Below are 23069 nucleotides of genomic sequence, written 5' to 3' on the forward strand. Positions count from 1 at the left end.
CGACACCATCAGGCAAAGGACACGCCATGAGCAGCTCCGCCCTCTCTTCCGACCTTCTCGATCGCTTCGCCGCCATCGTCGGTGAAAAACATGCCGTACGGGATGCTGCGGAAATCGCGCCGCATCTCGTCGAAAATCGCGGCCTCTATCACGGCGCTTCGCCCCTGCTGCTCAAGCCCGGCTCGGTGGAAGAGGTGTCGGCGATCCTGAAGCTTGCCAGCGAGACCGGCGCGGCCATCGTTCCGCAGACCGGCAATACCGGTCTCGTCGGGGGGCAGACGCCGCGCGAGGGCGGCTCCGACATCATCCTGTCGCTGGAGCGCATGAACCGCGTTCGCGATATCGATCCGGTCGGCAATACCATGATCGTCGACGGCGGCTGCATTCTCGCCGATGTTCACAAGGCGGCAGCCGAGCATGGCCGCATGTTCCCGCTTTCGCTCGGCTCCGAAGGCTCCTGCCGCATCGCCGGCAACCTTTCGACCAATGCCGGCGGCACGGCCGTTCTTGCCTATGGCAACATGCGCCAACTGTGCCTCGGCCTCGAAGTCGTGTTGCCCACGGGCGAGATCTGGAATGGCCTGCGCCGCCTGAAGAAGGACAATACCGGCTACGATCTGCGCGATCTCTTCATCGGTGCAGAAGGCACGCTCGGCGTCATCACCGGCGCGGTGCTAAAACTCTTTCCGCAGCCGCTCGGCCATCAAGTCGCCTTCGCCGGTCTGCAATCGGTCGACGATGCGCTGACCCTGTTCAAGAATGCCTCGAGCCTGTGCGGCACGGCGCTGACCGGTTTCGAGCTGATGCCGCGCCTCGGCGTCGAATTCACGACGCGCCATATCCCCGGCGTGCGAGATCCGCTGGAGACGGCGCATCCCTGGTATGTGCTGATCGATATCTCCACCTCGGATTCGGCCGAGACGGCCGAGCGGATGATGTCGGCGCTGCTCGAGCAGGGCTATGAGGCCGGCCTGATCCAGGATGCAACCATCGCCAGCTCGGAAGCGCAGCAGAAGGCGATCTGGCACATGCGCGAGAGCATGTCGGATGCGCAGAAGCCCGAGGGCGGTTCGATCAAGCACGACGTTTCCGTGCCGGTGGCGCAAATTCCGCAATTCATGCAGGAAGCGGCAGCCGGCGTAATGGCGGCGATGCCCGGCGCCCGCATCTGCGCCTTCGGCCATATGGGGGATGGCAACATCCACTACAACATCTCGCAGCCTGTCGGCGCCGACAAGGCTGAGTTCATCGGCCGCTGGCGCGAGATCAACAAGATCGTCCACGGGCTGGTGCTGCAGCATGGCGGCTCGATCTCAGCCGAGCATGGCATCGGCCAGCTGAAGCGCGACGAGTTGGCATCCATCCGTTCGGACATCGAGATGGACCTGATGCGCCGGATCAAGACGGCCTTCGACCCGGCCGGGATCATGAATCCTGGAAAGGTATTGAAGGTTCAATCCTAGACTGTCACGACGACCCTTTCCGAGGCGAAGCAGCCGATCTGGCAGGAGATAATCGTGCCGTCGGCATCGATGTCTTCGCCCGCATAGGCAAGGACCGGCGCGAGACGCGATTGCTGAAGCATTCTTGCCTCGGCTTCCGTGGGCATGCGCGCGGTGATGTCGGTGGAGCGGCGCCAATAATCCATGACGCCATAGTCCTTCAGCGCCGCCGTGAATGAGCCCGTTACAGCGAACTTCTCTGCCAGACCGAGGAAGCGTTGCGCAGCGCAGCTGCGCATGACCACCGAGACCGGAAGAGCATCGGCATAAGCGACCACGCACATGTCGAGCACCGCCTCGCCCGGCTGCAGGTTCAGCCTTGCGGCGATATCGGCGGTTGCCGGAACCTCCCTCGCGGAGAGAACCTTACGCGTGAGGTGGGCGTCCGTCGCGGTCAGATCCTTGCTGAATCGTACCTTGTCGCCCAGCTGGAAGCGAACTGGCATATCGGCGCGGACATAGGCGCCGCTGCCGCGTGCGACACGCAGCAGCCCCTCCCCCTCCAGCTCGGCGATCGCACGCCGCATCGTCACCCTGGAGACGCCGAATTGTTCGGACAAAGCGCGCTCGCTCGGCAAGCGGCTGCCGGGAGGATGCTGGCCACCGTCGATGGCGCGCCGGAGTGCCGCGGCAACGGTCGCCCAGCCTCCAGCAGTTTTTATACCTTCACCCTGTCGATTTTTCTCGTCCATCACAATACTGTCGCCTTGAAATTGGTATATACCAATTTATAAAGATCTCGATCGTTTATGGAAGGGTTCCGCATGGTCGACAAGCGCATATATGTGACATCAGTCAGCAGCAGCGGCGTGCACGAGTTCAGCAAGCAGACCAAGGATCATATCCAGCTACTGACCGGGCTCGGCGTGGAGGGTGACGCGCACATGGGCGTCACGGTGAAGCATCGTTCCCGCGTCGCGGTCGATCCGACCCAGCCCAATCTGCGCCAGGTGCATATCATCCACGAAGAATTGTTCGACGAACTCATAGAAAAGGGTTTCTCTGTTTCGGCGGGCGATATGGGCGAGAATATCGCGACCAGAGGGATCGACCTGCTTTCGCTGCCGCAAGGCACGCGCCTCCATATCGGCGAGGAAGCCATCGTCGAGGTGACGGGCTTGCGCAATCCCTGCAAGCAGATCGACAATTTCCAGAAGGGCCTGCTGCATGCTGTGCTCGACAAGGATGCCGACGGCGGCCTGGTCCGTAAGGCCGGCATCATGGGCATCGTCTCGCAGGGCGGCCGCGTGCAGCCGGACGACGCCATCCGGGTCGAGCTGCCGCCGCTGCCGCATATCAAGCTCGAGCGTGTCTGACAAAAAAGAAGCGGCCTTCCATTAGAAAACCGCTTTCTATCTTGTCACGATATCGTTCCGATCCGGCTGCCGGTCAGATCAATCGAAATCTTCCTGGCTGGAGTTGCCGCCGCCATTGCGGTTGCCCGTGATGATCTCGCGCTTGCCGACATGGTTGGCCGGACCCACCAGGCCATCCTTCTCCATCCGCTCGACGAGCGAGGCGGCGCGGTTATAGCCGATGCCGAGGCGGCGCTGGATGTAGGAGGTCGAGCACTTCTTGTCGCGCATGACGACCTTGATCGCCTGCTCGTAGAGGTCGTCGCCATCTTCCGAGGCAATCGCGCCCTTGTCGAAGACAGCCGTATCTTCTTCCTCGTCCTCTTCGTCCTCATCGGCCGTGACCGTGTCGAGATATTCCGGGCGGCCCTGCAGCTTGAGATGCGCCACGACCTTTTCGACTTCCTCGTCGGAGACGAAGGGGCCGTGAACGCGGGAGATGCGGCCGCCGCCGGCCATGTGCAGCATGTCGCCCTGACCGAGGAGCTGTTCGGCACCCTGCTCGCCGAGAATGGTGCGGCTGTCGATCTTCGACGTCACCTGGAAGGAGATGCGAGTCGGGAAGTTGGCCTTGATCGTACCGGTGATGACGTCGACCGAGGGACGCTGCGTCGCCATGATCAGGTGGATACCAGCCGCACGCGCCATCTGCGCCAGACGCTGGATCGCCCCTTCGATTTCCTTGCCGGCAACCATCATCAGGTCGGCCATTTCGTCGACGATGACGACGATATAGGGCATCGGCGTCAGATCCATTTCCTGTTGCTCTTCGATCGGGGCACCCGTGCCCTTGTCGAAGCCGGTCTGGACCATGACGTGGATCGTCTCGCCCTTTTCCTTGGCGGAGGCAACGCGGCTGTTATAGCCGTCGATGTTGCGCACGCCGAGGCGCGACATCTTCTTGTAGCGATCCTCCATTTCGCGCACCGCCCACTTCAGCGCCATGACGGCCTTCTTGGGATCGGTAACGACGGGGGTCAGAAGGTGCGGGATGCCGTCATAGACGGACAGTTCCAGCATCTTCGGATCGACCATGATAAGGCGGCACTGTTCCGGCGTCATGCGATAGAGCAAGGACAGGATCATCGTATTGATGGCGACCGACTTGCCCGAGCCGGTCGTGCCTGCGACGAGCAGATGCGGCATCTTCGCGAGTTCCGCGATGACGGGCTCGCCACCGATGGTCTTGCCGAGGCCGAGCGCCAGCTTGTAGCCGCTCTTCTCGAAATCGGGCGAATCGATCATCTCGCGGAAATAGACGGTCTCGCGATTGACGTTCGGCAGTTCGATGCCGATGACATTACGGCCGGGAACGACTGCGACACGAGCTGACAGAGCTGACATCGAGCGGGCGATATCATCTGCAAGGTTGATGACGCGCGAGGATTTGACGCCGGGTGCCGGCTCGAATTCATAAAGCGTGACGACCGGGCCGGGGCGGACATGAATGATCTCGCCCTTGACGCCGAAGTCTTCCAACACGCTTTCCAGCAGGCCGGCATTCTGCTCCAGCGTTTCCTGGGTCATGATGACGCCGGTGCGAGCCGCGGGCTCCTGCAGCAGTTCACGCGGCGGCAGCTCGTATTCGCCGTCGGCGATGCGCGCGATCGGACGCCATTCCGGCGGCGTCAGCGATGCCGGTCGGCGCGGCGAGATCCGCGACGGCGGCGCATCGATCAGGCGCTGTGCGGCAGCTTCGACAGCCGGGAGGGTCGGGACTGCCTTGGCGACGAGCTCGGCGGCCACAGGTGCCGCGATCTTGGTCGGCATCGGCGCCAAGACCATGACCGGGCGAGTCTCGATGGCAGGAGCGGCTTCGGCGCCGTAAACCGCTGTGACGAAAGCCGGCGGCACGAAGGTCTCGACCTGTTGCGCCACAGGCTGACGCTCAGTTTCAGGCGCTTCGGCAACAACGGGGGTTGCTTCGATGACGGGAGCCAGAACGGCCGCCTCCAAGGCTGCAAGCTCGTCCATCGCCGGCGTGCGCAAACCTGTTGCCGGCAGGCTGGTGACGGCTTGGAGTGGCGCTGAGACTTCGATAGATGCGGGGCTTTCGGCTGCCGGAGCGGGCTCGACGGCAGCAGCGGGACGACGGCATTCGACAACGCGGAACTTCGCAATGATCGCTGCGGCATCGACTTCCGGCTTCGGCGGCGTGGCCGGCTTTGGTTCACGCTTGAGGGCAGAGACGAATTCGCCGTCGAACGGCATCGCATCCCAGAAAGCGAAATCGGAAAGATGGACAAGACGCGACTCGACCACAGGCGCGGCTACGGACTCGGGAACACTTGACTGAACAGGGGAAGCATCCAGCGCGATCGCGGGAGCCTTCGAAAATGCGGTAGCGATAACGGTCATCTCCAATGCGTCCGGCTCGGTTGCCGGAGAATTCTGAATTACTGTCGGAATATAGCCTTCGACCATCAGCGGCATGTCTTCGAGCGATGGCAGATGGAACTCGTCCTGCCGCACGGGCGAGACGACAACGGTTGCAGCCGGCATTGGAGCCGGTGCCGCGGATGCTGCGACGACCGGAGCTTCCATGACCCGCATGGTGGCGTGCGCCGACACGGGCGGCCGGATCTCAGGCTTCGGCTCGGCGGGCGGGCGGCGGCTGATGATTTCGTTTTCGCGCGTGCGGGTGAAGCGCACGTTCGGACCCATCAGGAAGGCATTCTGCCAGCCGGGCGATGCAAGATCCTCCGCAGAGATTCCTTGCGGCAGAACAGGCATTTCCTGCTCGCTCGTGACAGCGGCGGACTGCAACGCCTCGACCACCGGCGGCGGCGCTGCGGCGGTGCGCTTCCTCACCTCTTCGGCAAGGCGCTTTTCCTCGGCGGCACGCTGCTCCTCAGCCTTGCGCTTGGCTTCGCGGGCGTTGCGAATCTTCTCTTCCAGGAACGCGCGGCGAGCGGCGATCTGCTCGGCACGGCGCGCCTCCTCGGCTGCCTGCTCGGGGTCGAGATCGCCCTCCGGCTGGACGCCCTGCGAGGCATTGGAAAGTGTCGTTCGGGAAAGACGCATGAGACCTGCAACCCAGTCATTGATATTGCCGTTGGCTTCTCCAATCGAATAGGGCAAGGATGGTTAATAAGTTCCTTCCTCCCGTTGTGGAAAGCAGTCATTCCACAGCCGCCAAATGCATCCGCACGTGGCCGGAAACCCAGTGGAAACAAAGGTATGAAAGCATCCCGCCGCGCATGAACGCGGCAGCGGGAGAGGTTAAAATTTTTTCCGGAATAAGCTACTGCGACGAGGACAGCTGCGCGATGGAAAGCAGCGTGTCGGCGCTGATGCCGACGCCCGAGGACGAGCCCGTCAGAATGGAAAGCGCTGGCGACGTCGAGGACGTCGTATTGTTCTCCATATCGTACATCGCCGAGAATCGCTGCAGCAGTTGATTGACCTTATCCGGGTCCTGCAGATCGGTCACATTGACGAAATTGCCGAGCATCTTGGCTTGCGTATCGACGTCCATATTGGAGATCGAGCTCGGCAGATTGAAGGTCGTGGTGATGACCTCATAGAGCGCGGGATCGCCCATGATGTCATAGATCGAGTTGATGTCGGGCGCCTTGCGCTGGAAATAGAGCGCCAGGCGTACGCCGGGATTGGTTTGCCCCTCCTGATCCTCCAGCGTCTGATGCAGGTAGAGATCATTGGTCGCGTCGAGCGCGCCCTGGTTTTGCGCGGTGCCGAGCTTGCTGTCGGTCAGGTTGCCGTCGGTGCCGAAATTGAATTGTTCGACCATGGTCTTGAATTTGGCGCCGGCGGTGGTGTTGACAAAGCTCTTCGGATCGGACGGGTCGGAGGCGAAAGCCTTCTTCAAGGTGGCCGTGTCGACCGTCTTCGGATCGATGCCGTTGGCCGTCAGGATGAAATTGGTGAGCTTGCTGTCGGCCAGCAGGCCCGTGACACTGGTGATGTTGACGATATTCGTCGCAAAATAGGTGCCGGCGGTCTTGGCATCGCTGGTGGCCTTGGTCAGTTCGGCGCCCGACAACCCAACCGTGCTGCGACTGGAATATTGCGAGATGTAGCTGTTGATCTGCGTCTGCGACAGGGATTGCACCGGCGCCTTCAGATTACCGCTGCTGTCGAAATTGAAGGCTTTGGCAAGCGCGGTGAAACGCGGGTCTTTGAGCGAGTTGACATAGCTCTTCGGGTCGTAGGGATCGCTTTCGAGGATCTTGGTCAGCTGAGACTTCGTGACCTCGTTTTCGCCGATGCCATAGGCGCGCAGCGCCATCTGATAGAGTTCGGGCGCGCTATCGTTGGACGTGCTGCTGTCGGACGTGTTGCTGGCAAAGAATTCCTTGATGTTCTTCACGCTGGTGATGCGGTTCTTGTAGTTGTTGACCGCATCGGTGGTCTGCGTCGACTGCGACGACTGGTAGTTGCTCATGTAGGCCTTGGAGGCCGCGTCGATCTCGTCCTGGGACTGCGCCGTCTGGCCGGAAGCAAGCGTGCCGTCCGACTGGAAATTGAACTGGGAGACGACATTCGTCAGGCCAAAGATGGCGGCAGTCGTCGGATCGGCGAAGGCGTTTTTGAAGACGACGGCGGGTGTCGTCGGGTCAATGCCGTAGGCCGTCTTGATATAATCGAAAAGACGTGGGTCCGACGTCAGCTGATCGACCGACGTGATGGAGCCGATATGATTCTTGTAATAGAGGTCGTTGTCGGCGGCACCGACGCTGGTGATGAATGAAGGCACCGTCGAATTGTAGGCGCTCATGACGTCGGCCTGCTGGCCGAGCGTCTGCGGCCCGCCGGGATAGTTCGCGGTATAGCCGGCCGTGGTGGCGGCAATCTGGTCGGACGTTTGAACCTGCGAACCGGATGCGACGGTTCCGTCGCTCTGGAAGTTGAACTCGGCCATGACCGCAGTCAGCCCGTTCGAACTCGCAACCCCGGCGTCCTTGGCCGAAGCGCTGAACTGGTCCGCTGTGATGTAGGACGGAATATTGAACGCCGTCTTGACGTATTGGAACAACTGCGGATTGGACGTCAGCTGGTCGACGGAGGTGATATTGCCGATATTGGCCTGATAATAGGCCGTATCGCTGTCCGGCGTCGATGTCTTGACGGTGCCGTCGGCATTGAAATTGAACTCCGCCACGAGCGCCTTGTCGGCGGCGCCGCCGTACTGATTGACATAGCTGTTCGGATCGCTGGGATCGCTCGTCAACATTTGCTTCAGAGACGAATTCGACACATAGGTCGGGTCGATACCATAGGCCTGCAGCACATAGTTGCGCAGGCGGGTATTGCCGAGGAGATCGTCGACGGTTTTAACCGAACTGATGTTCTGGCTGTAATAGCTGGTTTCGGTCGCAGCCGACGTCGCCTCGTTCGTAAACGACTGCTGGTAAAGGCCTATGAGGTCGTCTTCCTGCGTGCTGGTTTGTGCCGTATTCGTCGAGCCCGACGAACTCGTACCGAAATTGAACGCCGCAGCGAACTCCTTATAGCGCGGATCGGTCAGCTTATTGGCAAAACTGCTGGAGTCGCTGAGGTCGCTGGTCAAGACCTGTTTCATAAAGGCCTTGGCATAGGTCATATCCGAAAGCCCGTAGGCTTCCATTGCGTAACTGTATAGCTGATAGTCATTCAGGAAGTCATCGACATTGGTTACTTTGCCGATATTGGCGTTGTAATAGTCGATCAAGCGCTTGTTTTGCGACTGCTGCGCCACCTGATTGAGCGAGGTCGTCATATCTCTGGTTGCGATCGTATAACCAAGATAAGTGGAAATCATCAGCAGAATCCCAATAGATCTCTAATAATGGGGGCGAATCTGCTGTCGATTATTTCATACAAACCTTACCCGAGACTTACACGCACTCTCTCTATGCGTGTATCACCTTGAGGCACCGCCCTGCCGTGTGTTCATCTTATGGAAACCCTGATGGATTCGAGTTTGCTAACCATTTGAGGACGCAAAGTTTTCTTAACCTCGATTTTTAAGCTGTCTGGAAGGGACGGCGCCTAATCTGCCCAACAACGAGAGGACAGAAGTTCTCCGAGAGAAGACCGAAAAAAACGGCTCTCAGGTAAAGCAAGGGTAGAGAATCGATGACAAATACCGTCCTGAAGCCCGATTGGGCTGGAACCACACTGCGGCTTGATCCGGCGCGCTTCCCGCAACAGGTCAGCTATGCCATGCGAGGTGCCGAGGGTGACGTCACCATCACGATCGACGAGCGCGGCGCCGTGCTGCGCAAGATCCTGCCGTCCAGCGGCCTGCCGCTGTCCGTCGCCTTGCCCAAGCGTGCATTCCAGGGTGTCGCCGCCCGCGCCATCGACCATGGCGACGGCGAAGTCACCGTCACGCTGGAACTGCATCATTCCGATCCGGATCTCTGCATCCCCCTTCTCGTCGCTCACGACTTGAGCGACATCGCCGCCGACTGGCGCTCTTGGTCGGAAGCCTTCCGCATTCCCATGCTGATGATCGAAGCCGACGGCGTTGCCCGTCCGCTCGAAGAACATCTCGGCGGCGTCCGCGCCCAGGACAGCCAGCCGCGCCGCCGCCACTCCTACTTCGCCGAACGCCGCCCGCGCTTCCTCGTGCGCCGCACGACCGGCAAGCTCGGCGTTAAGATGAAGATCCAGGGCCGCGAGATCATCGCACGGCGCTAAGCCGCTCTCGCCCAAGACCAACCATTTTCAAAGAACTCGGCCGTGGGGAGAACAATTCCACGGCCGAGTTTCTTATTGTTTCAACGAAAGGTTTGTCACCGAGCGAAGAGGGTATCCCTCACGGCACAAGAAACAGGAACGACAGGAAAAGGCCGGCGAAGATAATCAGCCCCACCCGGTTGTTCGATTTGAAGAGGGCCAGGCATTGCTCGCCGTCGTTGATATCAAGCACGGCGATCTGATAGGCGAACATACCGCCGGCGACAATGAGGCCGAGATAGGCCAGCCAGCTTGTACCGGCGAGCGCGAAGGACAGCAGCATCAGCAGCAGCGTCGCCCCATAGAGCCCGATCAGCCAGAGACGCGTCCGATCGCCGAAAAGCCTTGCCGTCGATCGCACGCCGATCAGCTCGTCGTCTTCCTTGTCCTGATGCGCGTAGATCGTGTCGTAGCCGATCGTCCAGAGGATGGCGGCGAGATAGAGGATGATCGAGGCGAGCGACAGGCTGCCGAACAGCCCCGCCCATCCCATCAATGCGCCCCAGGAAAAGGCGAGCCCGAGGAAGAACTGCGGCCAATCGGTAAAGCGCTTGGCAAAGGGATAGAGCGCGACGATGCCGAGCGACAGCACGCCGAGCACGACGGCAAACCAGTTAAACTGCAGCAGCACCAGTAGACCGATCAGGGCCTGCAACGCAATGAACACTTTGGCCTGAAAGCGCGTGACGCGGCCCGATGGCAACGGGCGCGAACGCGTGCGCGCCACCGACATGTCGATCTGGTGGTCGACCAGATCATTATAGGTGCAGCCAGCGCCACGCATGGCGACTGCGCCGATGAAATAAAGGACGAGGTGGTAGATCACCACGAAGCCGGGTGAACCGCGGCCCATGGCGACGGAAGCGTTGGCCGCGAGCGCTACCGACCAGAAGCATGGCCACATCAGGAGCTGCCAGCCGATCGGCCTGTCCCAGCGTGCTAGCTGGGCATAGGGCCAGAGCGTCGGGGGCAGAACCCGATAGACCCAGTTTCCGGAAGGCGCGTCGGCGACGCGCCCGTTGATATCGCCTGTGTTTTGCATAGGCGAGTAGTAGTGACATCCGGCGCCGGAGGTCAAGCGGCGGGCACTGGAGCCAGAGATTTTAGGCGAAAGGATCTGGAATCAGAATCCGCTTTAAAATCAAAGAATTAGGGCATGTTGTCGTCTGAAAGACGCTCAAACACTTTTCAGCCTCATGCTCTGGCTCCGCCTATTTCTCAGTTCATCGTGAAATTGAACTTGTAGCTGGCGGAAATGCCGATCAGCAGCTGGTTGCGGTCGCCACGCTCGCGCACGAGGCTACTGTCGGCGGCCGGGCCGGTGAGCCGGGTATATTCGAGGAAGGTGCTGGTGGTCCAGTTCTGCGAGGCCTTCCAGGTCAGGGCGCCGCCAAAACCGACTGATTTAACACCGCCGCCGGGCTTGTAGACGCCGAGGCCTGAGGCAGCCGATTCGCGTGCATTGACGCCGTAATAGGCGTCGAAATAGTCGGTGCTGGCAAGTGTCATGCGCGGACCGGCTGAGGCGCGAAGCTCCGGCGTGATGTCGGTAAAGGCGTCGACCGCGGCATCGGCGACGACGCCGCTATGGGCGCGAATACCCTGCCGGACTTCGACGCGGGCACGCAACCAGTCCGTGGGGTAAGCTTCGGCAAAGCCGCCGGCCTCTACTCCCCACTTGACCTTCTTCAACCCTCTCAGCTCGTGGCCATCGCTGCTGTCGCGGCTCGGCACGAACTTGCCGACGATGCCGATGCGAAAGGCGTCGCTCTCTATCAGGGCAAAGGAGGGGTTGTCGTTGCGCGAGGAGAAGCGCGGGCCTGGGCCTTGCCGGCCGATGGAAACCAGTGGCGACCATTGCAGCTTGTTGTGCTTGCCGCCTTCGAATTTCGGTGCCGAGAAACCGGCCGCGCCGACGCTTAGATACCAGTCGCCCGACCAGAGATGCTGGCCGTCACCGGCAGAGGCCGCGCCTGCGGAGGCGACAAAAAGGCCGAGAGTGATGAATGGGCGCAACTTTGTAAACAAACCGAAACTCCATGACACGCAATACAAAGGGCCATACACAGCCCTAGAGTTGGCTCAAATTATTCGGATCGCGTTACCGCTCTCTTAACCACAAGACGCAGATTCCGTAGAAGCGTCAAATTCAGGTTGTGCTAATAAACATCGCCCGGCATGCGCCGATCTGTCGCGGTGATTTAATTGCCGTATAGATTACTCAATCGCAGGTAATGGCCGGGGTTTCTGCCTTTACCCCGACTATTGCGCGGTTCCCGCTTTTCAAAAAGAGAAACGAATGAAAACCATATCTCTCATTCCCCTGGCCCTCTTGCTGGGCGCCGGCATGGCGCTTTCCGGCTGCGTCAGCGCACCGATCGGCGGCGCAAAACAGACGGAAGCCAAAGGCAGCATCCGAGCCGGCAAACGAACCGAAGTCCTCTCGGTTTCGTTCCTGAAGCAGGACTGCACGTTCGCATCCTACCCCTATACCGCGGTCGTCAAGCCCAGCAGCCATGGCAAGGTCGATATCACCCGCGGCACCGTCAAAGCTCATTTCCCGAGCGACGACCCGATGCATATGTGCAACGGCAAACCAGCCCAAGGCACACTCGTCTACTATACGCCCAATGCCGGCTTTACCGGCAACGATCAATTCACCCTTCGAATGACCGGGCTGAACGCAGCAAACGGGGTCGCGGATCACACCGTGAAAATTCGCGTGGTCAAGTAGCCGGGGGAAACGGGCACGCCATCCATCTCTGCGGCGAATGCAAAGCGCCGGCTCATGTTTCCATGCAGCCGGCGCAAGAATATTCGGCAGCTCCTAACACTTTTCCGGAGCATTTCCGGAGGACGCGCGCGGCGGGTTTTCCGCCGGAAATGCGTAAAGGCTCAAAAAGTCACCTTCTCCAGAGGAGCGCGTCCCGCCTCGAACTCCTTCAGCTTCGCCTCGCGCTCCGCGATGTAATTGCGGTTGTCGGGCACGGCGAACTGGTTCTTGGTGATCTGAAGCTGCATGATGAAAAGCTCATCCCAGCGGAAGCCCATTTCGGACCCGGCCAGATAGAATTCCCACATGCGGAAGAACTTTTCGTCGTAGAGCGCGACCGCATCGGCCCTGCGCGCCACGAAGCGATTGCGCCAGTGCCTGAGCGTATAGGCGTAGTGCATCGGCAGGGTCTCGACGTCCCTGGTCAGCAGGCCGGCCTTCTCCAGCGGCGGCGTGGTTTCGCCGATCGACGGGATGTAGCCGCCGGGGAAAATATATTTTTCGATGAAGGCGTTGGTCGCAAAGCTCGGCTTGGGACGGGCGATGGAGTGCAGCAGCATGACGCCGTTGTCATCAAGCAATTCCGAAACCTTACGGAAGAACTTGCCGTAGTCGCCGATGCCGACATGTTCGAACATGCCGACCGAAACGATCCGGTCGAACTTCTTGCCGGTCATGTAGCGATAGTCCTGCAGCTCGAAGCGGACGCGATCGGAAAGGCCGCGCTTGGCTGCCCGCTCGCGCGAGACTTTCAGCTGCTCCTCGCTGAGCGTGATGCCGGTCACGTCGAGGCCGGGATAGGCTTCGGCGAGATACATGGCCATGCCGCCCCAGCCGGAGCCGATCTCCAACACCTTCTGACCGGGCTCGACCAGAAGCTTGGCGGCGATGTGGCGCTTTTTGGCGAGCTGCGCTTCGAAGAGGCTGATGCCGGGCGGATTGAAATAGGCGCAGGAATATTGCCAGTCCTCATCGAGGAACAGATCGAACAGCTTCGCCGACAGATCGTAGTGATGCGCAACATTGTATTTGTTGCGGTTGATCGGCGAGCGGCTCTTGATCTGCTGCCAGGCGATGCGGCCGATCAGCAGCGCCGCCATGCGGAGATCGAAGACCTCATTGGTTGTATTCTGCTTCACCAGCGACAGGAACTCGTAGATGTCCCCTTGCTCCAGGATGAAGCGGCCCTCCATATACATTTCGCCGAGCTTGAGCGTCGGATCGCGCGCGACGGCGTCCTCGGCCTGCTGATCGGCAAAACGCACGGCAACTGTTTCTCCGCTTCCGTCGCCGACCACATGGGTCTCGCCGGATGCGAGCGTAAGCCTGAGTGAACCTTTACGGATGATTTTTTGGACGAGAGGAAAAAGTGTCGACGCCATGGACGCCTCGAATGTGATGACATGACATTAAGGCAGACTTTAACGCCTCACAGTCTCGTGGCAAGCTCACCTTTCCGCAGTCGTTGGCACTCTGGCAACAACGCTGCCAGAGTGTGACATTCTTGCACGAAGTTCCGCTAAGTCCTTATTTTCGTTTGAGTGCGTCAGCCAAAGCAGCACCAAAACTACCCTGCTGCTCGACCTTCGGAGCAGCATTTCCCCTAGCGCCAGCGTTGCGCGCACCGCCCCTTTCGCGCGACTCCCCTCCCGAAGGAGCCGCCACAGTGCTGCCATCTTTGCGCATCGAGAGACCGATTCGCTTACGCTTCGCATCGACTTCGACGACCCTGACCTTGACCACATCGCCAGCCTTCACGACCTCATGCGGGTCCTTGACGAAACGATCCGCCAGCTGCGAGACATGTACCAAACCGTCCTGATGGACGCCTATGTCGACGAAAGCCCCGAAGGCGGCGACATTGGTCACCGTTCCCTCCAGCAACATGCCGGGCTTCAGATCGCTGATCTCGTTGACGCCCTCCGCAAAGGTTGCAGTCTTGAAGCTCGGGCGAGGATCGCGGCCCGGCTTTTCCAGTTCGGCGATGATATCGCGCACGGTCGGCAGACCGAACTTATCGTCGATGAACTGCCGGGGGTCGACAGCCTTCAGCGTTACAGTATCGCCCATCAGCGTGCGCAGGTCGCGACCGCAGGCGGCGACGATCTTCTTGGCGACGCCATAGGCTTCGGGATGCACGGAGGATGCGTCGAGCGGCTCCTTGCCGTTGGGGATGCGCAGGAAGCCGGCGCATTGCTCGAAGGTGCGCTGGCCGAGGCGAGGGACCTTCAGCAGATCACGCCGCGTCGCGAACGCCCCTTCTCCGTCACGATGCCTAACGATGGCATCGGCGATCGAGGGACCGAGGCCGGAGACGCGGGCCAGCAGCGGTGCGGAGGCGGTGTTGAGGTCGACACCGACGGCGTTCACCGCATCTTCGACCACGGCATCCAGCGAGCGCGACAGCTTCTGCTGGTCGACATCGTGCTGGTACTGGCCAACGCCGATCGACTTCGGCTCGATCTTTACGAGTTCCGCCAATGGGTCCTGCAGACGACGGGCGATGGAGACGGCGCCACGCAGCGAGACATCGAGGCCAGGGAACTCAAGCGCTGCCGTTTCCGAGGCGGAATAGACCGATGCGCCGGCTTCGGAGACGATGACCTTCGTCGGCTTCGGCGCCGGCAGCTCGCTGAGCATGTCGGCCACCAGCTTTTCGGTTTCGCGGCTGCCCGTACCGTTGCCGATGGCGATCAGCTCGACCTTGTGCTTGCGGATGAGGGCCGCAAGCGTCGCCTGCGTGCCGCGCACGTCGTTCTTCGGCGGGAAGGGATAGACCGTCGTCGTTTCCAGGAGCTTGCCGGTGCCATCGACCACGGCAACCTTGACGCCGGTGCGGATGCCCGGATCGAGCCCCATGGTGGCGCGCGAACCGGCGGGCGCGGCGAGCAGCAGATCCTTCAGATTGCGGGCGAAGACATGGATCGCCTCCTCCTCCGCGCGTTCGCGCAGCTCGCGCATCAGGTCGAGCGACAGCGACATGGAAAGCTTCACGCGCCAGGTCCAGCTTGCGACTTCCGTCAGCCAGCGGTCGCCGGGGCGGCTTGCGCCAATGTCATAGGCGGTGGTGACCATGCGTTCGACCGGCTTGTTCGGCGAGACGGCATCGGTATCGACCTCGATGTTCAGCGTCAGCACCTCTTCGTTCCAGCCGCGCAGCATGGCGAGCGCACGATGACCCGGAGCCGTCGCCCAGCGTTCCTGATGCTCGAAGTAGTCCGAGAACTTGGCCCCGGCTTCCTGCTTGCCGTCGACGACGGCGGCCTTCAGCGTGGCATTGGTCTTCATATAGTTTCGCAGCTTGCCGAGCAGAGCGGCATTTTCGGCAATGCCCTCCGCGATGATGTCGCGCGCGCCTTCCAGCGCCGTCTTCACGTCAGCGACCTCGGCGGTGATGAAGCCTTCGGCAAGGGCGGCCGGCTCCCTGGAGCGATCGGCAAGGATGGTATCGGCCAAGGGGCCAAGGCCGCGCTCCCTGGCGATCTCGGCGCGGGTGCGACGCTTCGGCTTGTAGGGAAGATAGAGGTCTTCCAGCTCGGACTTGGTGGCGACGGTCGCGACCTTGGCCATCAGCTCGTCGGTCATCTTGCCCTGGCCGGTGATGGATTCGATGATGGCGGCACGACGCGCTTCCAGCTCGCGCAGATAGACCAGACGCTCAGACAGCGTGCGAAGCTGCGTATCGTCGAGGCCGCCGGTCACTTCCTTGCGGTAGCGCGCGATGAACGGCACGGTCGCGCCTTCGTCCAAGAGCTCGATGGCGGCCTTGGCCTGATCCGGGCGGGAGTTGATCTCGGCGGCGATGGTTGCGGCAAGGGAACGAATATCAGCGGCCATGTGTCTCTCTGAACTGGACAATCATAAAGGGGACCATAAGCACGATCCCATGGACATAAGAAGCGGTTTTCACCACGAAACACGCCAATCCGGGCACGGAGATGGCGCGAGGCGAAAGCCGCCTCCGCTTTAGCGGGATAAAAGGGCATGGCAATGTTGCCAGCCCTGCCTCCACAGGATTTGCCGCTTGACCTTTGGCCCAACCCCCCTTAACCGCGCAAAGGACGCAATGAAAGGGCAAACCATGAGAGTTCTGTTGATCGGATCGGGCGGACGCGAGCACGCATTGGCCTGGAAACTGGCGCAATCGCCTCTCATGACGGAATTCTATGCGGCGCCGGGCAATCCCGGCATTGCCGAGCATGCAACGCTTGCGGCGCTCGATATCGACAATCACGATGCCGTCGTTGCCTTCTGCAAGGAAAAGGCCATCGACTTCGTCGTGGTCGGTCCGGAAGCGCCTCTGGTCGCCGGCATTGCGGATGCACTGCGCGCCGCCGGCATTGCCGTCTTTGGCCCCTCCGCTGCAGCAGCCCAGCTCGAAGGGTCCAAGGGCTTCACCAAGGATATCTGCGCCCGCTACGATATCCCGACTGGCGCTTACCAGCGCTTCAACAACGGCCCAAAGGCGAAAGCCTATGCGCGCGCGCAGGGCGCGCCGATCGTCGTCAAGGCGGATGGGCTTGCGGCGGGCAAGGGCGTGACCGTCGCGATGACCGTCGACGAAGCGCTTGCCGCGATCGACGATTGTTTCGAAGGCGCATTTGGCGAGGCCGGTGCGGAGGTGGTGATCGAGGCCTATCTGGACGGCGAGGAGGCAAGCTTCTTCTGCCTTTGTGACGGCAAGCATGCGCTGGCGCTGGCGACCGCGCAGGATCACAAGCGCGTCGGTGACGGCGACACCGGCCCGAACACCGGCGGCATGGGCGCCTATTCCCCTGCCCCGGTCATGACCGCAGACATGGTCGAGCGCACCATGAGGGAAATCATCGAACCGACGATGCGCGGCATGGCGGAAAGCGGCCATCCCTTCAGCGGTGTCTTCTTTGCCGGGTTGATGATCACCGCCAAGGGGCCCGAACTCATCGAATACAATGTCCGCTTCGGCGATCCCGAATGCCAGGTGCTGATGATGCGGCTGAAGAGCGACCTGCTACCGCTGCTCCTTGCCTGCGCCAACGGCACGCTGGATCAGGTGACGGCCGAATGGAGCGACGACCAGGCGCTGACCGTCGTCATGGCCTCGAAGGGCTATCCCGGCTCCTATGCCAAGAACACGCCGATCGCGGCGCTGCCGGCAGGTGGCGACGGTGAAAAGGTGTTCCATGCCGGCACGGGGCGGAAGGACGGCGCTCTGGTCGCAACCGGCGGACGCGTGCTGAACATCACCGCAACAGGCAAGACAGTCGGCGAAGCAAAAGAGCGCGCCTATGCCCTGGCCGGCGAGGTGAAGTGGGAGAACGGCTTCTACCGCAACGATATCGGCTGGCGCGCAGTGGAGCGCGAGAAGTAAACAACGCTATGCTTGCGCAATCATACGTCCATTAAATTTTTACCTAATCTCCTGACGGGATGGAAATAAAGGCCCGCTAATATCTTCGTCACTATAGACGGAGTTCTTTGTTATGCGTTCCTTCTTCCTGACCCTGGCATGCGTACTGGCCGGCGGCTCCGCCATGGCCTCGTCGATACAGCCAATCGATGGCACGATGATCGGCGGCAAAGGCAGCGTTGTGGACAAGAGCTGCGCCTCTTGCCCTCCCCTCAAGCCAAAACTCGTCGAGAAGGAATATAACGTACCGACATTGGCTCTCGGCACGCAGTCCGTCGTCATTCGCGACATCGACGGCCAAAAGAGGGTCGTGCGCACCGAAGCCTGGATGGGCGGCTCCCCGGTCATGTTCGTCAGCAAGCCGACACCTGAAGCCCTTGCGGCTGCCGGTGAGCCCATGGATGGTGTCGACCTGACGGCAACGACTGCGGCTTTGCAAACGCCGAAGGTGCTCGATATCTCTGACTTTCAGCTTCGTCAGTAACGGTATATATGCTGTTTGCAGCCGATCTTGGTCGGTCGTCCGCAAGCTTTGACGCGGTCACTATTCCACATATTTATAATATAATTAATATCTAAATATAAAATTGGCATACCCACCTGTATAGCTCAAGTTATTTTTGATTTTAAATAAGTATTACTTATTTAAGCATAGCATATTCCTGGTTTCATCTGCGGATCACTGCAACCAACCCCCTGCAATTAAAGATTTTTTAGACATAAACGGCGATTTTACTGCTCACCGGACAGCAGCATGTCATTCGAGCGGCGGCAAGCGTATTGAGGATCTCTCAGGCGATCGCACAGGCGGTAGGATACCGCACCGGTATTTACCTACCTGTGGGAGACACCATGAAGAATCTCAAGATTGCACATCAGCTATTTGCGTTGCTCGGCGTACTGATGGCCGCCTTTGCCGTGGCAACCTATTTCCAGATTAGGTCTCAGGCCGATTCCATCTATGACGACCGCTTCGACATGCTGCGCACGCAGGTCGAATCCGGGATCTCTGTTTTGAACCAGTATTATCAGCGCGAGAAATCAGGCGAGATGACGCATGAGGCCGCTCAGGCCGAAGCCTTCAAGGTCTTGTCGCATGTCAGCTTCGCGCCGTCAGGCTACATCTTCGGCTTCGACTACAACGTCGTCCAGCGCATTCATCCGAGCCCGGTCAATATCGGCAAGGACATGTCCTCGCAGGTCGACAAGAACGGTACGCATTTCAGCAAGGAAATGGTCGAGAAGGGCATCAAGGGCGGCGGCCGCACCATCTACTACTGGAACAAGCCCGGCCATCCCGACAGCGACTTTTTCCTGAAGGGCAGCTATTCGGCCGCCTTCGACCCTTGGCAGATCGTGCTCGGCTGCGGCGTCTACATGGATGACCTGCAGGATCAGATCAACACGACGATGTGGCGCGCCCTGCTCATCTGCGGCGTCGTTTTCGTCATCGGCATCGGCGCAGCGCTTTATTGCATCCGGGGCATCACGCGCCCGCTCGCCGAAGTCCACACCGCTCTCAAGGCCGTGGCTGACGAAGACGTGAAGATGACCATCCCGCATGTCGAGATGCGCAACGAAATCGGCCTGATGGCCAAGGCAACCCAGGCACTGCAGGAAAAGATCCGCGAACGCCATATGCTGGCCGATCGTCAAGCAGCCCAGGAGCTGGAAATCAGCAACGAGCGTGAGCAGAACCTCCGCCAGCAGCAGGACGAAGCCCGCGAACAGGCTCGTGTCGTCTCCGTCATCGGCAAGTCGCTCGAGGACCTCGCTCGCGGCGACCTGACGGTGCGTTGCGGCGACCTCGGCGCCAGCTATGCCGGCCTTCGCAACAACTTCAACGAGGCGCTCTCGCATCTCGAAGCCGCGATGGGCCGCGTCAATGCCAAGGGCAACGACATCGGCCTCAGCAAGGAAGAAATCCGCCGCGCCTCCAACGAGCTGTCGCAGCGCACCGAGCGCCAGGCCGCCAGCCTGGAAGAAACCTCGGCAGCACTCGACGAGCTGACCGTCGCCGTTCGCCAGACAGCGGAAGGCGCGGACGAGGCCAGCAAGCGCGTTCATGCAGTCAGTGCCGAAGCATCACGCAGCGATGCCGTGGTCGCCCAGGCGATCGAGGCGATGAGCGGCATCGAGAAGTCTTCGTCGGAGATCGGCAAGATCATCGGCGTCATCGACGAAATCGCCTTCCAGACGAATCTTCTGGCGCTCAACGCGGGCGTCGAGGCCGCTCGTGCCGGCGAATCCGGCAAGGGCTTCGCGGTCGTCGCCCAGGAAGTGCGTGAACTCGCCCAGCGCTCCGCGGCAGCCGCCAAGGAGATCAAGGACCAGATCGCCCGCTCTTCCGGCCAGGTGGACCAGGGCGTTCGTCTCGTCGGCGAGGCCGGCGAAGCACTGAAGCGCATCTCCAACCAGATCAAGGCCGCCAACGAAATCGTCTCGAAGATCGCTCATAGCGCCTCCGAGCAGGATACGACGCTGCGCTCGATCTCGTCCTCGATGAACCAGCTCGACGCCGCCACGCAGCAGAACGCCGCCATGGCGGAGGAGACCACCGCATCGGCAGAAACGCTTGCCGCCGATACGGAAGATCTTCTCGCGCTCATCCGCGGCTTCCGCGTCAACGAAGGCCGCTCGGCCACGGATCATCGCCGCGCCGCCTGAGCCGCATAGATCAGAAAACAAGAAACCGCCGGGCTTGCGTCCGGCGGTTTTCTTTTGAGCTGCGATTGGCTGCTTTAGTCTGCCGATTTCAGCCGTTCGACCAGACGGTCGATCTCGCGATCGGAGTAGACCTCGATACCGGCCTGCTGCAGCAGCGCCGCAGTGACGCCGCGGCCGCTCTGCCGATCGCCGGAAAATGTGCCGTCATAGATGAAGCCGGAGCCGCAAGACGGGCTTCCGTCGATCAGAAGCGCATAGCGGCAGCCGGCTTCCTGTGCGAGCGCCAGCGCATTTTCCGCCGCCTGACGAAACTCCGCGGTGACGTCGCCGCCGGTGATCTCCATCACCTTTGCAGTGCCGGCAAGCACGTCCTCGCCGGTGGCTCCGCCTGCAATCTCGGCCGGTGGCCTTGGAACCGCCATGCCGGCAGACATTTCCGGACAGATCGTCACCAACAGCCCCTCCTCGCGCCAGCGATCGATCGCCGGATGGATGAGCGGCTTGGAACGACCGTCGTAGCGTACGGCATGGCCCATGAGGCAGGCGCTGACGAGGATCTTTCCGGTCATCGCGCCTCCATGCCTTATCCCGCAATCTTCGAGAAGTCGGCAACCGTGCCGGTTGCTTCACGGATCAGGCGCAGCAGCGCCAGGCGATTGGCACGGATGGCGGCGTCTTCGTCGTTGACGAGTACGTCTTCGAAGAAGCGGTCGACCGGCGCGCGCAGCTTGGAAAGGGCTGCCATGGCCGAACGAAAATCTTCCTTGGCGATCGCATCGGAGGCTTCTGCGGAGGCGGCCTTGACGGCGGCAAAGAGGTCCTTTTCCGCATCGAGCTTCAGCAGAGCGTCCGAAACGCCATCGGCAACGACGGTGCCCTTTTTCTCTTCGGCTGCCAGAAGCTGGGTGGCGCGCTTGGTGCCGGCCAGCAGGTTCTTGCCGTCCTCAGAGGTGATGAAGGCGGTCAGCGCCTCGACACGGCGGGCGACCATGAGCAGATCGTCGGCCTCCGGCGTCAGCACCGCGTCGATCAGGTCATGGCGGGCGCCGAGATCGCGCAGGTAGACCTTGAGGCGATCATGGAAGAAGGCGAGGAGGTCGGCATCCTTGGTGGTCGCGAGCAACGGCAGGCGCACGCCACTCTCCAGGAGGATGCGGACGACGCCGAGCGCGGCGCGGCGCAAGGCATAGGGGTCCTTCGAGCCAGTCGGCTTCTCGTCGATCGCCCAGAAGCCGACGAGCGTATCCAGCTTGTCGGCAAGCGCGACCGTGATCGCAACCTTGTCCTCGGGGACGCGGTCGGATGGTCCCTGCGGCTTGTAGTGATCTTCGATCGCCGTTGCCACGGACGCGTTCTCGCCCTGCAACGACGCGTATTTGCGGCCCATGACGCCCTGCAACTCGGGGAATTCGCCAACGGCTTCGGTGCGCAGATCGGCCTTGGCCAGCACAACGGCGCGATCGACCAGGGCGGCATCGGCACCGGTAATCTTGGCGAGATCAGCGGCCAGCGCCCGGATGCGGGCAACACGCTCGCCCTGGCTGCCGAGCTTGGCATGGAAGGTAACGTTCAGCGCGTCGAGCTTGGCCATACGCTGATCGAGCGGCTTCTTCAGATCGAGGCCGAACTTTCTAGCCGAGGCTTCCAGCGTTTCGAGATCGGGCAGATCGCCCTGGTCGCGCTTCCAGAAATGCAGCGCGTCGGACAGGCGGGCGCGCACGACCTTGCCGTTGCCGTGAATAATTTCCTTGCCGCCATCCGTCGCCTGGATATTGGCGACGAGAATGAAGCGGTTGGACAGCGCCTCGCCGGCCTGCGGGCGCGTGACGAAACACTTCTGATTGGTCTTGATGGTCAGGCGGATGATCTCGGACGGGATCGAGAGGTAATCCTCCTCGAAAGAGCCCATTAGCACCTGCGGCCACTCGACGAGGCCGGAGACTTCCTCCAGCAGGCCTTCGTCTTCGACCAGTTCCAGGCCATTGGCAAAGGCGACGTCGCGGGCATCATGCAGGATGATGTCCTTGCGGCGCTCCGCATCCAGAACGACGTAGGCCTTTTCCAGGCTCGAGGCATAATCCTCGAAACGCTTGACCGTGATGGCGTCGGGTGCATGGAAGCGATGGCCATAGGTCACGTTCGAAGCGACGATGCCGTCTATCTCGAAGGGGATGACGACGGTCTCTTCATGCTCGGTGCCGAAGGTGCAGACGATCGATTGCAGCGGGCGCACCCAGCGCAGCGAGCCGGGCTTCACCGAGGCCTTGCCCCAGCGCATGGATTTCGCCCAGGGGAAGTTGCGGATGATATCAGGCATGACAGCAGCAACGATTTCCTCCGCCGCGCGGCCGGGCTTGGAAATGATCGCAACGTAGAAATCGCCCTTCTTCGGGTCGCTACTCACCTGCGCTTCGGCAATGGAGGACAGGCCAGCGCCGCGCAGGAAGCCCTCGATCGCCTTCTCGTTGGCATCGGTGCGCGGGCCCTTGCGCTCCTCGCGCACATCGGCCGAGCGTGCGGTCAGGCCGCGAATATCGAGCGTGAGGCGCCGCGGCGTCCAATATTCCCTCGCACCCTCATAGGAAAGACCCGCTTCGACCAGGGCATCGGTCACCAGCTTCTTCAGATCGCCGGCAGCCTTGCGCTGCATACGGGCGGGAATTTCCTCGGAGCGGAGTTCGAGAAGGAGATCGGGCATG

Annotated in this window: 16 protein-coding genes; 7 read left to right on the plus strand and 9 right to left on the minus strand. The window is 61.0% G+C overall.

All coding sequences use genetic code 11. The annotated features are described in order from the left end of the window. Nucleotides 1–26 precede the first annotated feature (26 nt). Nucleotides 27–1463, plus strand: a complete 1437-nt coding sequence (locus tag BJ928_RS03350) for an FAD-binding oxidoreductase (protein WP_047627783.1) — start codon at nucleotides 27–29, stop codon at nucleotides 1461–1463. Here BJ928_RS03350 and phnF read toward each other — a convergent pair. Beyond that, nucleotides 1460–2194 carry a phosphonate metabolism transcriptional regulator PhnF gene (gene phnF / locus BJ928_RS03355; RefSeq protein ID WP_047627785.1) on the minus strand — a complete coding sequence of 245 codons (735 nt, stop codon included), beginning with the start codon at nucleotides 2192–2194 and terminating at the stop codon, nucleotides 1460–1462. The genes BJ928_RS03350 and phnF overlap by 4 nt on opposite strands. A 72-nt stretch (nucleotides 2195–2266) precedes the next feature. Between phnF and BJ928_RS03360 the strand changes: the two genes are divergently transcribed. Then, nucleotides 2267–2818: an MOSC domain-containing protein gene (locus BJ928_RS03360; protein ID WP_047627787.1), complete on the plus strand. Its 552-nt coding sequence runs from the start codon at nucleotides 2267–2269 to the stop codon at nucleotides 2816–2818. A 78-nt stretch (nucleotides 2819–2896) separates the two neighbouring features. Here BJ928_RS03360 and BJ928_RS03365 read toward each other — a convergent pair whose 3' ends face one another. Continuing rightward, nucleotides 2897–5881 carry a DNA translocase FtsK gene (locus BJ928_RS03365; RefSeq protein ID WP_183079372.1) on the minus strand — a complete coding sequence of 995 codons (2985 nt, stop codon included), beginning with the start codon at nucleotides 5879–5881 and terminating at the stop codon, nucleotides 2897–2899. A gap of 220 nt (nucleotides 5882–6101) precedes the next feature. After that, the gene (locus BJ928_RS03370) at nucleotides 6102–8618 is read right to left on the minus strand and encodes a DUF1217 domain-containing protein (protein ID WP_047627791.1); all 2517 of its coding nucleotides are present in this window, start codon (nucleotides 8616–8618) and stop codon (nucleotides 6102–6104) included. A 317-nt stretch (nucleotides 8619–8935) separates the two neighbouring features. On the opposite strand from BJ928_RS03370, the gene BJ928_RS03375 reads away from it, so the two are divergent. Then, nucleotides 8936–9502, plus strand: a complete 567-nt coding sequence (locus tag BJ928_RS03375) for a DUF6101 family protein (RefSeq protein WP_047627793.1) — start codon at nucleotides 8936–8938, stop codon at nucleotides 9500–9502. 118 nt (nucleotides 9503–9620) lie between these two features. On the opposite strand, the gene ubiA is transcribed toward BJ928_RS03375, so the two are convergent. Both ubiA and BJ928_RS03385 read right to left on the minus strand, forming a co-directional pair. Further along, the gene (gene ubiA, locus BJ928_RS03380) at nucleotides 9621–10583 is read right to left on the minus strand and encodes a 4-hydroxybenzoate octaprenyltransferase (RefSeq protein WP_047627795.1); all 963 of its coding nucleotides are present in this window, start codon (nucleotides 10581–10583) and stop codon (nucleotides 9621–9623) included. A gap of 176 nt (nucleotides 10584–10759) precedes the next feature. After that, on the minus strand, nucleotides 10760–11569 hold the full coding sequence (locus BJ928_RS03385) for a MipA/OmpV family protein (protein ID WP_047627796.1): 810 nt from the start codon (nucleotides 11567–11569) through the stop codon (nucleotides 10760–10762). Between the two features lie 271 nt (nucleotides 11570–11840). On the opposite strand from BJ928_RS03385, the gene BJ928_RS03390 reads away from it, so the two are divergent. Continuing rightward, a complete protein-coding gene (locus BJ928_RS03390; RefSeq protein ID WP_052227470.1) occupies nucleotides 11841–12275 on the plus strand; it encodes a hypothetical protein in 435 nt (144 codons plus the stop codon). 161 nt (nucleotides 12276–12436) lie between these two features. Here BJ928_RS03390 and BJ928_RS03395 read toward each other — a convergent pair whose 3' ends face one another. Both BJ928_RS03395 and BJ928_RS03400 read right to left on the minus strand, forming a co-directional pair. Further along, nucleotides 12437–13696 (minus strand): cyclopropane-fatty-acyl-phospholipid synthase family protein, encoded by a 1260-nt coding sequence (locus BJ928_RS03395; protein ID WP_047627798.1) that lies wholly within the window; start codon nucleotides 13694–13696, stop codon nucleotides 12437–12439. Between the two features lie 145 nt (nucleotides 13697–13841). Further along, entirely contained in the window at nucleotides 13842–16151 is a 2310-nt protein-coding gene (locus BJ928_RS03400; RefSeq protein ID WP_047627799.1) for a Tex family protein, read from the minus strand. 244 nt (nucleotides 16152–16395) lie between these two features. Here BJ928_RS03400 and purD point away from each other — a divergent pair, with 244 nt between their 5' ends. The 3 genes from purD to BJ928_RS03415 all read left to right on the plus strand — a co-directional run bounded on the left by purD (nucleotide 16396) and on the right by BJ928_RS03415 (nucleotide 20370). Then, nucleotides 16396–17664, plus strand: coding sequence for a phosphoribosylamine--glycine ligase (purD, locus tag BJ928_RS03405; protein WP_047627800.1), 1269 nt, complete (start codon nucleotides 16396–16398; stop codon nucleotides 17662–17664). A gap of 112 nt (nucleotides 17665–17776) precedes the next feature. Next, nucleotides 17777–18187, plus strand: a complete 411-nt coding sequence (locus BJ928_RS03410) for a plant virulence effector HPE1-like domain-containing protein (protein ID WP_047627802.1) — start codon at nucleotides 17777–17779, stop codon at nucleotides 18185–18187. A 368-nt stretch (nucleotides 18188–18555) separates the two neighbouring features. Then, a complete protein-coding gene (locus BJ928_RS03415; RefSeq protein ID WP_047627803.1) occupies nucleotides 18556–20370 on the plus strand; it encodes a methyl-accepting chemotaxis protein in 1815 nt (604 codons plus the stop codon). Nucleotides 20371–20444: 74 nt separating this feature from the next. Here BJ928_RS03415 and BJ928_RS03420 read toward each other — a convergent pair whose 3' ends face one another. Together BJ928_RS03420 and glyS are read right to left on the minus strand one after the other, a co-directional pair. Beyond that, nucleotides 20445–20939: a DUF523 domain-containing protein gene (locus BJ928_RS03420; RefSeq protein ID WP_047627804.1), complete on the minus strand. Its 495-nt coding sequence runs from the start codon at nucleotides 20937–20939 to the stop codon at nucleotides 20445–20447. Between the two features lie 14 nt (nucleotides 20940–20953). After that, nucleotides 20954–23068, minus strand: a complete 2115-nt coding sequence (gene glyS, locus BJ928_RS03425) for a glycine--tRNA ligase subunit beta (RefSeq protein ID WP_047627806.1) — start codon at nucleotides 23066–23068, stop codon at nucleotides 20954–20956. Between the last annotated feature and the right edge of the window lies 1 nt (nucleotide 23069).

Origin of the sequence: Rhizobium sp. WW_1, from assembly GCF_003610155.1 — a bacterium.
Classification (GTDB): Bacteria; Pseudomonadota; Alphaproteobacteria; order Rhizobiales; family Rhizobiaceae; genus Rhizobium; species Rhizobium tropici_A.

Coding starts and splice junctions, on each gene's coding strand:
- BJ928_RS03350 (WP_047627783.1), top strand. CDS start 27: ATGAGCAGCTCCGCCCTCTCTTCCGACCTTCTCGATCGCTTCGCCGCC.
- BJ928_RS03420 (WP_047627804.1), bottom strand. CDS start 20,939: ATGACCGGAAAGATCCTCGTCAGCGCCTGCCTCATGGGCCATGCCGTA.
- ubiA (WP_047627795.1), bottom strand. CDS start 10,583: ATGCAAAACACAGGCGATATCAACGGGCGCGTCGCCGACGCGCCTTCC.
- purD (WP_047627800.1), top strand. CDS start 16,396: ATGAGAGTTCTGTTGATCGGATCGGGCGGACGCGAGCACGCATTGGCC.
- BJ928_RS03375 (WP_047627793.1), top strand. CDS start 8,936: ATGACAAATACCGTCCTGAAGCCCGATTGGGCTGGAACCACACTGCGG.
- BJ928_RS03365 (WP_183079372.1), bottom strand. CDS start 5,881: ATGCGTCTTTCCCGAACGACACTTTCCAATGCCTCGCAGGGCGTCCAG.
- BJ928_RS03370 (WP_047627791.1), bottom strand. CDS start 8,618: ATGATTTCCACTTATCTTGGTTATACGATCGCAACCAGAGATATGACG.
- BJ928_RS03410 (WP_047627802.1), top strand. CDS start 17,777: ATGCGTTCCTTCTTCCTGACCCTGGCATGCGTACTGGCCGGCGGCTCC.
- BJ928_RS03400 (WP_047627799.1), bottom strand. CDS start 16,151: ATGGCCGCTGATATTCGTTCCCTTGCCGCAACCATCGCCGCCGAGATC.
- BJ928_RS03360 (WP_047627787.1), top strand. CDS start 2,267: ATGGTCGACAAGCGCATATATGTGACATCAGTCAGCAGCAGCGGCGTG.
- BJ928_RS03395 (WP_047627798.1), bottom strand. CDS start 13,696: ATGGCGTCGACACTTTTTCCTCTCGTCCAAAAAATCATCCGTAAAGGT.
- BJ928_RS03415 (WP_047627803.1), top strand. CDS start 18,556: ATGAAGAATCTCAAGATTGCACATCAGCTATTTGCGTTGCTCGGCGTA.
- glyS (WP_047627806.1), bottom strand. CDS start 23,068: ATGCCCGATCTCCTTCTCGAACTCCGCTCCGAGGAAATTCCCGCCCGT.
- BJ928_RS03390 (WP_052227470.1), top strand. CDS start 11,841: ATGAAAACCATATCTCTCATTCCCCTGGCCCTCTTGCTGGGCGCCGGC.
- phnF (WP_047627785.1), bottom strand. CDS start 2,194: ATGGACGAGAAAAATCGACAGGGTGAAGGTATAAAAACTGCTGGAGGC.